The organism is Mesorhizobium escarrei (assembly GCF_935825525.1).
GTDB classification, from domain to species: Bacteria; Pseudomonadota; Alphaproteobacteria; order Rhizobiales; family Rhizobiaceae; genus Mesorhizobium; species Mesorhizobium escarrei.
Map to the genome: position 1 here is coordinate 1 of NZ_CAKXZT010000176.1, position 12048 is coordinate 12048.

A 12048-nucleotide genomic window follows, 5' to 3' on the forward strand; every position below is an offset into this window, starting at 1 on the left:
CCCCGTTGTGGGGAGGGTTAGGGGTGGGGGTCCATCGTAGAGCGAAAGTCTCGGCTTTCCACCTTCTCCCACAAGGGAGAAGGCAAGAGCGCTACAACTCCAGGCTCCAGTTCTGGCCGACCAGATCCTTGCCGAAGGCGTGGTGGCGTTCCTGATTGGCCAGCTTGAACCCGGCCGCCTCGTAGATGCGGCGCGCTGAGGAGAGCACATCGTTGGTCCACAGCGTCAACGTCTTGTAGGCCTTGGCACGGGCAAAGCCGATGCATTCCTCGACCAGCCGCCTGCCGATGCCGAGACCGCGCGCCGAGGGTTCGACATAGAGCAGGCGCAGCCTCGCCACCGCGTCCGACTGGCGCACGAGAAAGACCGAGCCGACGACTTCCGCTTCCCGCTCGGCGATCCAGCTGCGTTCCCATTTCGGATCGTACGATTTGACGAAGGCGCCGAGGATTTCGGCGACCAGCGCCTCATAAGTTTCGTCCCAGCCATATTCCTGCGCGTAGAGCAGGCCCTGGCGATGGATGATCCAGCCGATGTCGCCGACCTGCAAGGGCCGCAGCATGTAGGGGACCTTGGGCTCTGCGCTCTCGCCCAGCAGGCGCTGCACCGTCTGCATCGCCTTGACCAGCCTGTCCTGTTCCGGTGCGGAAAGCCGGTCGAGCAGGGCCGCGACTTGATCGTGCGAACCCTGGTTCAGCGGCGCGAACGCCGCTCTTCCCCCCGGCGTCAGTGTAATCGACGAGCGCCGCGCATCGGTTTGCGTCGCCACGCGCTCGACCAGGCCGCGCTCCTCGAACTTTTTCAGCAACCGGCTGAGATAGCCCGGGTCTAGACCGAGATCGCGCGCAAGATCGGTGGCGGTCAGGCCATCGCGATGCGCCAGTTCATAGAGCACCCGAGCCTCGGTCAGCGAGAAGGCGCTTTTCAGCAGCCCTTCGTCGAGCAGCCCGATCTGGCGGGTGTAGAAGCGGTTGAAGCCCCGCACGGCATCGATCCGCTCCTTGCCGGGTTGATGATGAATCGTCATCGCATCCTCCTTCCCGCACAAGATCAACCACTTACTTGACTTAGTCAAGTATCAGTTTGAAGCAGGGCATTATTCAATCCGGCCGATGAGGCTTTCGAACGACCTATTGCTTCGCGACGTTGCCATGCTCGTCGACGACGCGAGTGGCTGGTCTACGAAGTGCGTATCGTGCCGAGCGGATCCAATCGGCTAGCGGAACGGACACCGGCTGGTGGAGCTTGCTCTGCCGAGGCGCCAGTACTTCATCGCTGGCCGTCGATCGGCTCACTCAGCGCCTTGACTCTCGCCAGCTACCGGCTTATCTCACCGCCACGTTAGCACTCGCCATTGGTGAGTGCTAAGCGTAGGTCCGGCGCCGCCGGGCTTATAGGTTGTCCGGCGCCGCCGGACGGAGGAACTATTCTCACCATTCTCACCGAGGAATAAAAAATGGCAAAGTCGAAGTTCCGCCCGCTTCATGACCGCGTGGTCGTACGCCGGGTTGAATCCGAATCCAAGACTGCCGGCGGGATCATCATCCCCGACACGGCGAAGGAAAAGCCGCAGGAAGGCGAGATCATCGCCGTTGGTTCCGGAGCCCGCGACGAAGCCGGCAAGCTCGTCCCGCTGGACGTCAAGGCCGGCGATCGCATCCTGTTCGGCAAGTGGTCGGGCACCGAAGTCAAGCTCAATGGCGAAGACCTTCTGATCATGAAGGAATCCGACGTCATGGGCATCATCGGCTGAATATCGGCCTCACCACCACTTTAAATCCCAGGGCTCAATTCAAGCCCCTGCCAGGAGCTAAAAATGGCTGCCAAAGACGTAAAATTTTCTCGCGATGCCCGTGAGCGCATGCTGCGCGGCGTCAACATCCTCGCCGACGCTGTGAAGGTCACGCTCGGCCCCAAGGGCCGCAACGTCGTCATCGACAAGTCGTTCGGCGCACCGCGCATCACCAAGGACGGCGTCACCGTCGCCAAGGAAATCGAGCTTGAAGACAAGTTCGAGAAGGTGGTCGCGCCGGATGAACCCGATGGACCTGAAGCGCGGCATCGACCTCGCGGTTAGCGACGTCGTCTCGACGCTGATCAAGAACGCCAAGAAGATCAAGACCTCGGAAGAGGTTGCCCAGGTCGGCACGATCGCCGGCAATGGCGATGCTTCGGTCGGCTCGATGATCGCCGAAGCGATGCAGAAGGTCGGCAACGAGGGCGTCATCACGGTCGAGGAAGCCAAGACCGCCGAGACCGAACTCGAAGTCGTTGAAGGCATGCAGTTCGACCGCGGTTATCTCTCGCCCTACTTCGTCACCAACGCCGACAAGATGGTTGCGGATCTGGAAGACGCCTACATCCTTCTCCACGAGAAGAAGCTCTCCAACCTGCAGGCCATGCTGCCGATCCTCGAGGCTGTCGTGCAGACCTCGAAGCCACTGGTCATCATCTCGGAAGACGTCGAAGGCGAGGCTCTGGCCACGCTGGTCGTCAACAAGCTGCGTGGCGGCCTGAAGATCGCCGCCGTCAAGGCGCCGGGCTTCGGTGATCGCCGCAAGGCCATGCTGGAAGACATCGCCATCCTCACCGGTGGCCAGGTCATTTCCGAAGACCTCGGCATCAAGCTCGAGAATGTCGGCCTCAACATGCTCGGCCGCGCCAAGAAGGTGTCGATCTCCAAGGAGAACACCACCATCGTCGACGGCGCCGGCAAGAAGGCCGAGATCCAGGGCCGCGTCGCCCAGATCAAGCAGCAGATCGAGGAGACCACCTCGGACTACGACAAGGAGAAGCTGCAGGAACGTCTCGCCAAGCTGGCGGGCGGCGTTGCCGTCATCCGCGTCGGCGGTGCGACCGAGATCGAAGTCAAGGAAAAGAAGGACCGCGTCGATGACGCCCTCAACGCGACCCGCGCGGCCGTCGAAGAAGGCATCGTTCCCGGCGGCGGTGTCGCACTCCTGCGCGCTTCGCTGACCATCAAAGCTGTCGGCGCCAACTCCGACCAGACCGCTGGCATCGCCATCGTGCGTCGCGCGCTGCAGGCTCCGGCCCGCCAGATCGCGGCCAACGCCGGTGCGGAAGCATCGATCGTTGCCGGCAAGATCCTCGAGAACAAGGGCCCGACCTTCGGCTTCAACGCCCAGACCGGCGAATATGGCGACATGATTGCCATGGGTATCGTCGATCCGGTCAAGGTCGTGCGCACGGCTCTCCAGGACGCGGCCTCGGTCGCCGGCCTGCTGGTCACCACCGAAGCCATGATCGCGGAGGCTCCGAAGAAGGAGTCGGCTGGCGGCGGCATGCCTGGCGGCATGGGCGGCGGCGGCATGGGCGGCATGGGCGGTATGGATTTCTAAGGAAATCCATAAGACTTCAGATACGGAAAGGGCGCCAAAAGGCGCCCTTTTTTCGTTACCGTGGCGATCATGCTCTGAGGTGACCCGTGAGACGTGTCGGGATTGAGGAGCTTGATGACAAGCAAGGGGCGCATCCTTCACGGGGCGCGTCCCTTCGACTACTGTCATGGCAAGGATCCTAGTGGTTCCCGCCTGACACAAGAGTCCGGCTCGGGAATTCCCTTTGGCTGCGCGCGAAAGGATCGGCCTCGTTGCGCCGACTCAGTCAATCACCGTGGTGAAAAGTTCGAGTACCAATTCCGTTCCCAGGTTCGGCCTGCATCAGCGGAGAACGCCCGACTATAAATCGGGGCGTTCGGGTCGCGCTTATCCCAGTGGAATTTCACGATAACGTCTTTGCCGGCGACAACCTCACGGCCGAAGAATTCACCTATGTCGCCATCGAACGAGCCTACCTTTCCACCGTCGAGTTTCATTGCGTTGCTATCGGCCCAGTAGATCGTCCACAGACGCGTCTGCGGGTCGAATAATCGCACAGTGAGACCTTCGAATGGCTTTCCGCCCAACTCCGTATGAAAAATATCGAAGTTACCCAGGCCCAGCAAGATCGGGCGACATTCCTGGGTCGCGTCAAATTCCTGCCATTCGTCGCTGCCGGCCAGCTGTTCTTTCAATGTACGATTTCTGATGTTCCAGTGGCCTATCAAATAATCGAAATCATTTTTGGACGACGTCTCGCTCGCTGTTATCGCAAGTTTTCCGTCAGATGAAAGTAGAGAGGTCCGCATGTACTTACCTTGGATCGACGTCGCGCCAACAGTCCCATCGCCGCGGACATGACGAGTATCGGTGTTACTGCGATGACTGCGGCGCGCTTCAGATGCCCGATCGCGGCAACGATTGGATGAGACCCTCCAGCGCGTCGTGATGCACGCCCACCGTCATCTCCATCCTGCAAACGCGTAAACCGCAGACCCGTTCCGGCACGATCCACTTCCCATGCTCCGCCACGCCGCCGCGAAGTCGCGTTGCTTCGCGCTCCACTCAGACCAGAAATCCGCTAACCATCCTGAACCGACTACCCAGCCGAGTACCAAGTGTCAGATTTTGACCACTAGAATCTATGCCGTTACTTCCAAGCGTCGGAGCGGCGCAGAATATGAAGCGCCGAGCGGTATCGGCAGGACTCTGCACCGGCTTCGATGCGATGAAGGCCATAATATATCAGCTCGCCGTTACAGCGACCTCTTTGGCCGGCAACGCACCCTCAACCAGCGCGGCGACTTCATCGGCCACCGCCAGCACCGGGGCGCGGTCGCGGCTGGCGCGCGTGATCACCATCAGCCCTTCCAGCGATGATTCGACAAGCAGCGCCAGGGCGCGGGCGCGGCGCTCGGGCACCCCTGCCCTGACGAAGGCCGCCTGCAGCAGGCCTACCCATTGCTCGAAAGCCGACCGGCACAGTTCGGCCAACTCCGGCACGTCGGCCGGCGAGTCCAGCACCACGGGTGCTATCGGACAGCCAAGCGTGAACTGGTTGTCCTCCAGCATGCGTGCGACCGACTGGTAGATGTGGTGGACAGCCACCGCCGGATCTTTTTCGGCGGCCAGCTCTTCGCCAAGCCATCGAGACACCTTGTCCACGCTGTCGCGCGTCACCTCGATGACCAGCTGGTCCTTGCCGCCCGGAAAATGAAAGTAGAGCGATCCTCTTGGCGCACCGGAGGCGCTCAAAATGTCGTTGAGCGAGGTGCCGTGATAGCCGCGCTGCCTCAGCAGCAGCGCCGTCGCCTCGATCATGCGGATGCGGGTGTCGTTCGCCATGTCAACCTCTGTCAGGAGTGAGCAATATAGGCTTGCGCCGAATATGACAATCGGTCTATATAGTATGTAGATCAGTCTATATATTCGGTGTCACCTTTCATCGAAGAGGAGAACGACAAAATGAACATCCGTGAAGCAGAGGCCCAATGGCAGGGTTCGTTGAAAGAAGGCTCGGGCCGTCTGCGACTCGGCAGCGGCGTCTTCGAAGGCGGCTATTCCTTCCCATCGCGCTTCGAAAACGGTCCCGGCACCAATCCCGAGGAACTGATTGCGGCGGCGCATGCCGGCTGCTTTTCAATGGCGTTGAGCGCCATACTCGGCAGCAGCGGCCACGTCCCCGTACGGATCCACACCGTCGCCAAGGTGCATCTCGGCACGAGCACGGCCGGACCGACGCTCACCCGCATCGACCTCGAAACGGAAGCCGAGGTCCCGGGACTGGCGTCCGAGGAATTCCAGCGCTTTGCCCAATCGGCGAAAGCAACATGCCTCGTCTCGCGGGCTTTGGCGGGCGTGGCTGATATCAGGCTCAAGGCCGACCTCGTCACGGCCGCCGCTGCGGAAAAATGAAATCAGGAGGTACCGAGATGGAACGGGATAACATCATGGTCGTCCATCCAGACAACCAATCCAGACAGACGGCCGAGATCATGCGGCGCTTCAACGACGTGTTCCAGCTTCATGATCCGTCGGCACTCCCGGGCCTGGTGGCCGAGGACTGCGTCATCGAAAACACTGTGCCGGCGCCGGATGGCGCCCGCCATGCCGGGCGGGAGGCATGCATGCGGCTGTGGTCGGCGATCGCCAGCGAACCCAGCACCCGCTTCGACCTAGAGGAGACGTTCGTCGCCGGTGAACGGGCGACAATCCGCTGGCGTTACTGGCCTGCCGACGGCAACTCCATCCGTGGCGTCAATCTGATGCGAGTAGCGGACGGGCTGATCGTCGAAGCGATGGGATACGTCAAGGGCTAGCGCCAGCAGGCGCTACCGCTCGGTCAGCGCCAGTTTTGCGCCGAGCGCTACGAAGGCGCCGGCAAAGGTGCGGCGCATCCAGGTCAGCACTATCGGCCGCGACACGACATGGCTGCGGATCGAGGCGGCGAAGATGCCGTAGCCGACAAACACAATGAAGGTCAAAAGCATGAAGACGGTGCTGAGCTCCAGCATCTTCGACAGCGCATGCGGTTCGGTGGTGCTGACGAACTGCGGCAGGAAGGCAAAGAAGAAAATCGACAGCTTCGGGTTGAGGATATTGATGAAGATGCCTGAGGTGATCATCTTGCCGACCGAGCGCGGCGCGCCCAGCGTGCAGCCGGCGAGCGGGCGACGATCCGCTTCTATAATCGGACCCCGGACCTCAAGGCTCCGTTGTCCTGTTCAGCGGCGGTGTTATTTTGGAAAGGCGTTAATTAGAACTTCGGCTTGCGAACCCGGTGTGGTTTTTGCCGGGTTCTGCAGCAGGGTGTCTCCATGACCCGCAGCGGAAGTTCGCTCGCCCTCGATTGGACTTTGATTTTTGGGAGTTGATTTGCTGCAATACAATAAGAATGCTACCGTATTTAGTCGTAGTATTTTTTGCTGATTAGCGACCAGCCTGCCAAAACGTAGGGCCCGTTCGTCCGCCGCGAAGTCCATCTCGGATTAGCGGGCGCGAGTTCGCGTTACCGGATATGTGCACATCCAGAAGAGCATCACGAGGTTCGGCGGCATAGGTGCGGCCCCGTGCCTCAGATCCCGCTTGCATGCATGAACAGCCACCACGGGCACCGGCCAGCGCGCGGCGTTAAAGATAACGCAACGCATCCAAACCCAAGGAGATCGTCATGAATGATATTCAGGAGCGCGGCGAAGCCGCAATCGCAACCCCGTCAGCGCGAAGGGTCGACATCAAGCTCGAAGTAGTCGTCATCCCCGTTTCGGACGTCGATCGAGCCAAGCGATTTTACGGCGGCTTGGGTTGGAGGCTCGACGCCGACATCACAGGCGACGAACTTCGTGTCATCCAGTTTACGCCTCCGGGGTCCCCGTGTTCGATAGTCTTCGGCTCAGGGGTCACCCCAGGGCCCTATGCCCGGGTCGAGTTCGATGTCCTCGAAAGCGTTGGCGAGTTCGTCGTGTCAGACATCGAGGCAGCGCGCGCCGAACTCGCCGATCGCGGTGTCGACGTGAGCGAGGTGTACCACTATGCCGGCCGTGAGGGCCGTGTCAGCGGTCCGGACCCTGAGCGGCGCAGCTACTCCTCGTGGGCCTCCTTCAGCGATCCGTCCGGAAATGTCTGGCTGTTGCAGGAGGTCACTGCGCGAGCGCCCGGCCGCGTCGACGCTGACGACACCACATTTGTCTCGTCGGCCGAGTTCGCGGCCGCGCTCCGGCGTGCGTCTGCGGCCCATGGCGAGCACGAGAAGCGGACAGGCGGCCAGCGTGATGAGAACTGGCCGGACTGGTATGCCGAGTACATGATGGCCGAGCAGGCTGGCAAGCCGCTGCCGCTATAAGGGTTGGATCACGACGTCATTTGAAGCGGCAACATCGACGCAATAGTAACCCTTTGATCGAAGATCCAGCGCTCTCGGCGGCTCGATCGAAGTGCAGGGCGTGCGCATCCCCGCACCGACCACGCTTTGAGGCGTAACGATAGTGTTTTTTGATGTTTCTCGGGGCAGCCGCGCTTGCACGCGACCGTGCTCTATCTTCGGGCGCAGAGCGGCGTCCAATTGGCGCTATTTCATGCCGACGGCAACTCCATCCGTGGCGTCAATCTGATGCGAGTAGCGGACGGGCTGATCGTCGAAGCGATGGGATACGTCAAGGGCTAGCGCCAGCAGGCGCTACCGCTCGGTCAGCGCCAGTTTTGCGCCGAGCGCGACGAAGGCGCCGGCAAAGGTGCGGCGCATCCAGGTCAGCACTATCGGCCGCGACACGACATGGCTGCGGATCGAGGCGGCGAAGATGCCGTAGCCGACAAACACGATGAAGGTCAAAAGCATGAAGACGGTGCTGAGCTCCAGCATCTTCGACAGCGCATGCGGTTCGGTGGTGCTGACGAACTGCGGCAGGAAGGCGAAGAAGAAGATCGACAGCTTCGGGTTGAGGATGTTGATGAGGATGCCCGAGGTGATCACCTTGCCGGCCGAGCGCGGCGCCACATCCTGCCCGACGTCCAAGCTACCGCTCTCCTTCAGCGTGTTCCACGCCATGTAGAGCAGGTAGGCGACGCCCAGATATTTCAGCGTCTCGAAGGCGAGCGCGCTGGTGTGCAGCAGCGCCGCCAGGCCGGTGATGGCCGCCGCCATATGCGGAATGATGCCGAGCGTGCAACCAAAAGCCGCGATGATGCTGGCGCGCGCGCCACGCGAAAGTCCGGCGCTCAGCGTATAGAGAACGCCGGTGCCGGGCGAAGCCACGACGATCAGCGACGTCAACAAGAATTCGATGCTCATGATGCGTCCTCAAGTGACCTGCCGCCGGCAAGCTAGCCAGCGAAACGCGCGGGCACAAGCCAGCCCGAGGACCAGTAGTGTCTCATTTCGAATTTCGGGTCACGACACAAAGCGGAATCCCTCGGCGGAATTTTACACCCAGGACCCGCAGACGACGTCTCGTCAGAATCGTCTACTCGCTTACTAAGGCCGCACTGCCAGCCCTGGCATCATCGGATCGGCCCGACTTCCGAAACGACTCTTCACTGCGAACGAGGCCAGTCCGGAACACTTATTGACCCGATGCCGTATAAGCTACAAAGTTGTCCTTGCGCCGTGACCACCTCTCCTCCTGAAGCGGGATAATCGTCATGTGTCACAAATCCTCTGGATCGCAGGAGCTGACAAAAGGCAGGGTTGTGGCGCACGCCGTGTCCTGCGCCGCAGCCGTTTTCTCTGCTGCCCGCACGGCCTTCATGATCCTTCGCTCAGGCAGAGAAATGCTTGCGGCAGTCCTCGTGCTCGGACTTTGCGCGACTGCGGCCGCTGACGACGTGCTTTTCGAAAACGTCCGCATCTTCGACGGAAAAGGCGCTGCACTTTCGGCCCCATCGAATGTGCTGGTCGAGGGCAATGTGATCGCGCGGATCTCGACAAGTCCCATCGCGGCCGAAGGCGCGCAGCGCATTGCCGGCAACGAGCGAACGCTTATGCCGGGGCTGATCGATGCGCATTGGCACGCAATGCTGATTGCATCCACCCCGGCAGAGGCGATGGGCGACATCGGCTTCGCCAATCTTGCGGCCGGCGACGAGGCGACCGATACGCTGATGCGCGGCTTCACCACCGTTCGCGACGTGGGCGGGCCGGCGTTCGGCCTCAAGCGCGCGATAGATCAAGGCATCATCGCGGGACCGCGCATCTATCCGTCCGGAGCCATGATCACCGTGACCAGCGGGCATGGGGATTTCCGCCAGCTCAGCGATTTGCCTCGGACGATCGGCGGCTTGTTCACCCCCATGGAGAGGAACGGCGGCAGCATAGTCGTGGACAGCCCCGACGAGGTGCGTTTGCGTGCCCGCGAGCAGTTCATGCAGGGGGCCGCGCTGCTGAAGTTGACAGCGGGCGGCGGCGTGTCGTCGCCGCACAGCCCGCTCGACGTCACCACCTTCACCGAGCCCGAACTGCGGGCCGCCGTTGAGATTGCCGAGAATTGGGGCACCTACGTCGCCGCGCACGCCTTCACTTCGGATGCGATCCGGAAGGCTATCGCGGCTGGTGTTAAATGCATCGAACACGGCTTCCTCATGGACGAGGCAACCGCCAAGCTGATCGCCGAAAAGGACATTTGGCTGAGCTTGCAGCCGCTTCCCGAATTGATGAGGACAGGCCTCCAAGAGGGTTCGGTCGAGCGAGCCAAGGCCGATGAGGTGTGGCCGGGCATCCGCAGGACCTACGAACTCGCGAAGAAATACAAGATCAAGACGGCATGGGGCACCGATGTCCTGTTCTCCCGCGCGCTGGCGAAGCAGCAGGGGGCAATCCTGGCGTCGCTTGTGCGTTGGTACACGCCTGCCGAAGCGCTCGTCATGGCGACCGGGACCAATGCCGAGCTGCTCGCGCTGTCGGGCCTTCGCAACCCCTATCCGGGAAAGCTCGGCGTGATCGAAGAAGGCGCGCTCGCGGACCTCCTGCTCGTCGAAGGCAATCCGCTGGAGAACCTCGACCTGGTGGCCGATCCTGCCGACAACTTCAAAATCATCATGAAAGACGGCCTGATCTACAAAAACACGCTGACCCAGTGAGAAACGACTGAGCGCCTGGCCGCAGAGCGCTGGCATTCCACAGCCGAGCGACAAGGAATGGCCGCTCCCACCCGAAGTGGGGATTCCGAGACACTATCTGAGGCCCGTTATCGCGGCGTCGGCAGCCCATGTGCCTTACGCGCCATCAGGCAATCGTTGCCGCCGGGCATGCAGGCGCGGCAGACGTCCGGCCGGACGTCGTAGATGCCACAAATGGTCGACTTGCCGACCTCGCCGGAAAGTGCCGAACAGCGCACGCCGTCGCAGCGCATGCCGGCTTCGTCGGCAGCCACATAGTCTTGCGGGATCAGGTCGAGCTGCGCGTCATCTTCGGTCGAGAAGCGCGGCCATTCGGATGAAAAGGAACAGCAGGCGCCACAGCTCTGGCAGTCGAAGAGAGGCGCGGCGCGCTCCTCCATTGACGATAAATTCCCGGCGCTCGCCAAAGCGAGCAGCCCTGACGCGACGGGATTCATACCGGCGCTTCGCGGCAAGGGCGCTATTTTTTCTTCCTGGTCTTGCGCGACGCCACGTCCGCCGGCGACTTGAACAGATCGGTCGCTGCCTCGGCGGCAACATCGGCTTTCGGCGCGGCGGCCGGCTTGGCAAGCTTTGCGATGGCAGCGGATGCTGCCGGCTGATCCTTGGCAGAAAATTTTATGGCCATATCAATCCTCGTCGGAGAAACGCAATGATGGCGCATTCGGGTTGCGAAGGCGGCCGATCAGCGCCGAGACAGCCGTGATGTTCATTTCCTCGGGTGACCAGTTCCTGGCCTCCTCGATGTGCCGCGGTGCCAGCTCGCGATGCGTGCTGCCGCTATAGGCGGCATCCTGATGGATGACGCGCTCATGGGTCTTGGCATTTTCGCGGACATACTCGATCAGATAGTTCGGGCATTCGGAGCGGCCACGCACGCCGAGCCTGACCTGGGCATCGCCATGGGCGCGCTTGCAGCGCTCGAGCTTTTCGAGCACGCGCCGGACATACTCGACCGGCTTGTCGAGGGCTCCCACGACATCGGCGATGGTCGAATCGGCGGCGATCAGCTTTTGCGGGACGCGCTTGGTGGCCATCAGCGTTTGCTCACGCGCTTCGGCGAGGCGGGGAGCGCGGCGGCCGCAGCCAACTCGTCAGCTTCCTTTTCCAGGCGCAGTTCGCGCAGCCGCGCGGTCTTGGCTTCCCGGGCCTGGCTGACAGCATCCTGCTCGGAAATAATGCGGTTGAGCGACATGGACTGGGTTTGGGTCTTGCTGAAGATGGATTCGGCCTGGTCGCGGGATTTCTTTGAAGTGGCGGTCAAGGTCTTTCTCCCGGTTCGGAGCGTAATGCCGAAAAATGGCGAGACCGGTCTTTCGACCAGGACCACGCACAAAGCAATACGGCAGTCGGTTTCAAATTTCTGGAGCATCCTTAGCACGTTCAAGCGAACGCGCGGTGCTCTTTTCGAACTTTTGCGGCGCCCCAAACGCAAAAGGCCAGGCGTTGCCTGACCTCCGCTGGAGCGCCGCGCGTCCGGTTGAACGCGCGTGCACTTGCTCATTCTGCGCATGATCCTTTCCAGAAACCGGTGTTTCCGGGGTCATGCGCTGGAATTGGCCGTTCACCGGTGCCAGTACATCCGTGGTCACCGGCGAGG

General features: G+C 61.6%; 15 protein-coding genes and 2 pseudogenes. 7 read left to right on the forward strand and 10 right to left on the reverse strand.

What is annotated here, in order from left to right:
• Nucleotides 1–91: 91 nt before the first annotated feature.
• Nucleotides 92–1027, reverse strand: coding sequence for a bifunctional helix-turn-helix transcriptional regulator/GNAT family N-acetyltransferase (locus NMG80_RS34540; RefSeq protein WP_254022283.1), 936 nt, complete (start codon nt 1025–1027; stop codon nt 92–94).
• Nucleotides 1028–1456: 429 nt separating this feature from the next.
• Between NMG80_RS34540 and groES the strand changes: the two genes are divergently transcribed.
• Both groES and groL read left to right on the forward strand, forming a co-directional pair.
• Entirely contained in the window at nt 1457–1753 is a 297-nt protein-coding gene (gene groES / locus NMG80_RS34545; protein ID WP_013533567.1) for a co-chaperone GroES, read from the forward strand.
• A 108-nt stretch (nt 1754–1861) separates the two neighbouring features.
• A pseudogene (groL, locus tag NMG80_RS34550) lies at nt 1862–3359 on the forward strand (chaperonin GroEL).
• A 269-nt stretch (nt 3360–3628) separates the two neighbouring features.
• Here the strand turns inward: groL and NMG80_RS34555 are convergent.
• Nucleotides 3629–4033 carry a hypothetical protein gene (locus tag NMG80_RS34555; RefSeq protein ID WP_254022284.1) on the reverse strand — a complete coding sequence of 135 codons (405 nt, stop codon included), beginning with the start codon at nt 4031–4033 and terminating at the stop codon, nt 3629–3631.
• 550 nt (nt 4034–4583) lie between these two features.
• Nucleotides 4584–5183, reverse strand: coding sequence for a TetR/AcrR family transcriptional regulator (locus NMG80_RS34560; RefSeq protein WP_254022285.1), 600 nt, complete (start codon nt 5181–5183; stop codon nt 4584–4586).
• A gap of 120 nt (nt 5184–5303) precedes the next feature.
• Here NMG80_RS34560 and NMG80_RS34565 point away from each other — a divergent pair, with 120 nt between their 5' ends.
• Nucleotides 5304–5753, forward strand: coding sequence for an OsmC family protein (locus NMG80_RS34565; RefSeq protein WP_254022286.1), 450 nt, complete (start codon nt 5304–5306; stop codon nt 5751–5753).
• 17 nt (nt 5754–5770) lie between these two features.
• Complete coding sequence (locus NMG80_RS34570) at nt 5771–6157, forward strand: nuclear transport factor 2 family protein (protein WP_254022287.1); 387 nt, start codon at nt 5771–5773, stop codon at nt 6155–6157.
• A gap of 12 nt (nt 6158–6169) precedes the next feature.
• Here the strand turns inward: NMG80_RS34570 and NMG80_RS34575 are convergent.
• Nucleotides 6170–6484, reverse strand: a pseudogene (locus NMG80_RS34575) (LysE family translocator); the annotation flags it as partial.
• A gap of 524 nt (nt 6485–7008) precedes the next feature.
• Here NMG80_RS34575 and NMG80_RS34580 point away from each other — a divergent pair.
• Together NMG80_RS34580 and NMG80_RS34585 are read left to right on the forward strand one after the other, a co-directional pair.
• Nucleotides 7009–7680 carry a VOC family protein gene (locus NMG80_RS34580; RefSeq protein ID WP_254022288.1) on the forward strand — a complete coding sequence of 224 codons (672 nt, stop codon included), beginning with the start codon at nt 7009–7011 and terminating at the stop codon, nt 7678–7680.
• A gap of 174 nt (nt 7681–7854) precedes the next feature.
• On the forward strand, nt 7855–8001 hold the full coding sequence (locus NMG80_RS34585) for a hypothetical protein (protein WP_254022289.1): 147 nt from the start codon (nt 7855–7857) through the stop codon (nt 7999–8001).
• Between the two features lie 12 nt (nt 8002–8013).
• Here NMG80_RS34585 and NMG80_RS34590 read toward each other — a convergent pair whose 3' ends face one another.
• Nucleotides 8014–8625 carry a LysE family translocator gene (locus NMG80_RS34590; protein ID WP_254022290.1) on the reverse strand — a complete coding sequence of 204 codons (612 nt, stop codon included), beginning with the start codon at nt 8623–8625 and terminating at the stop codon, nt 8014–8016.
• A gap of 479 nt (nt 8626–9104) precedes the next feature.
• Here NMG80_RS34590 and NMG80_RS34595 point away from each other — a divergent pair, with 479 nt between their 5' ends.
• Nucleotides 9105–10409, forward strand: a complete 1305-nt coding sequence (locus tag NMG80_RS34595; protein WP_254022291.1) for a metal-dependent hydrolase family protein — start codon at nt 9105–9107, stop codon at nt 10407–10409.
• Nucleotides 10410–10516: 107 nt separating this feature from the next.
• Here the strand turns inward: NMG80_RS34595 and NMG80_RS34600 are convergent, their stop codons facing one another.
• The 5 genes from NMG80_RS34600 to NMG80_RS34620 all read right to left on the reverse strand — a co-directional run bounded on the left by NMG80_RS34600 (nt 10517) and on the right by NMG80_RS34620 (nt 12040).
• Nucleotides 10517–10828, reverse strand: a complete 312-nt coding sequence (locus NMG80_RS34600) for a YkgJ family cysteine cluster protein (protein WP_254022292.1) — start codon at nt 10826–10828, stop codon at nt 10517–10519.
• Nucleotides 10829–10908: 80 nt separating this feature from the next.
• Nucleotides 10909–11076, reverse strand: coding sequence for a hypothetical protein (locus NMG80_RS34605; protein ID WP_254022293.1), 168 nt, complete (start codon nt 11074–11076; stop codon nt 10909–10911).
• A 1-nt stretch (nt 11077) separates the two neighbouring features.
• Nucleotides 11078–11485: a hypothetical protein gene (locus NMG80_RS34610; protein ID WP_254022294.1), complete on the reverse strand. Its 408-nt coding sequence runs from the start codon at nt 11483–11485 to the stop codon at nt 11078–11080.
• Complete coding sequence (locus NMG80_RS34615) at nt 11485–11712, reverse strand: hypothetical protein (protein WP_254022295.1); 228 nt, start codon at nt 11710–11712, stop codon at nt 11485–11487. The genes NMG80_RS34610 and NMG80_RS34615 overlap by 1 nt, the downstream gene beginning before the upstream one ends.
• Nucleotides 11713–11803: 91 nt before the next feature.
• Nucleotides 11804–12040, reverse strand: a complete 237-nt coding sequence (locus tag NMG80_RS34620; protein WP_254022296.1) for a hypothetical protein — start codon at nt 12038–12040, stop codon at nt 11804–11806.
• Nucleotides 12041–12048: the final 8 nt, after the last annotated feature.

Excerpts from the sequence above, each read along its gene's own strand:
- NMG80_RS34540 (WP_254022283.1), bottom strand. The coding sequence starts at position 1,027 with ATGACGATTCATCATCAACCCGGCAAGGAGCGGATCGATGCCGTGCGG.
- groES (WP_013533567.1), top strand. The coding sequence starts at position 1,457 with ATGGCAAAGTCGAAGTTCCGCCCGCTTCATGACCGCGTGGTCGTACGC.
- NMG80_RS34560 (WP_254022285.1), bottom strand. The coding sequence starts at position 5,183 with ATGGCGAACGACACCCGCATCCGCATGATCGAGGCGACGGCGCTGCTG.
- NMG80_RS34565 (WP_254022286.1), top strand. The coding sequence starts at position 5,304 with ATGAACATCCGTGAAGCAGAGGCCCAATGGCAGGGTTCGTTGAAAGAA.
- NMG80_RS34570 (WP_254022287.1), top strand. The coding sequence starts at position 5,771 with ATGGAACGGGATAACATCATGGTCGTCCATCCAGACAACCAATCCAGA.
- NMG80_RS34580 (WP_254022288.1), top strand. The coding sequence starts at position 7,009 with ATGAATGATATTCAGGAGCGCGGCGAAGCCGCAATCGCAACCCCGTCA.
- NMG80_RS34590 (WP_254022290.1), bottom strand. The coding sequence starts at position 8,625 with ATGAGCATCGAATTCTTGTTGACGTCGCTGATCGTCGTGGCTTCGCCC.
- NMG80_RS34595 (WP_254022291.1), top strand. The coding sequence starts at position 9,105 with ATGCTTGCGGCAGTCCTCGTGCTCGGACTTTGCGCGACTGCGGCCGCT.
- NMG80_RS34600 (WP_254022292.1), bottom strand. The coding sequence starts at position 10,828 with ATGGAGGAGCGCGCCGCGCCTCTCTTCGACTGCCAGAGCTGTGGCGCC.
- NMG80_RS34605 (WP_254022293.1), bottom strand. The coding sequence starts at position 11,076 with ATGGCCATAAAATTTTCTGCCAAGGATCAGCCGGCAGCATCCGCTGCC.
- NMG80_RS34610 (WP_254022294.1), bottom strand. The coding sequence starts at position 11,485 with ATGGCCACCAAGCGCGTCCCGCAAAAGCTGATCGCCGCCGATTCGACC.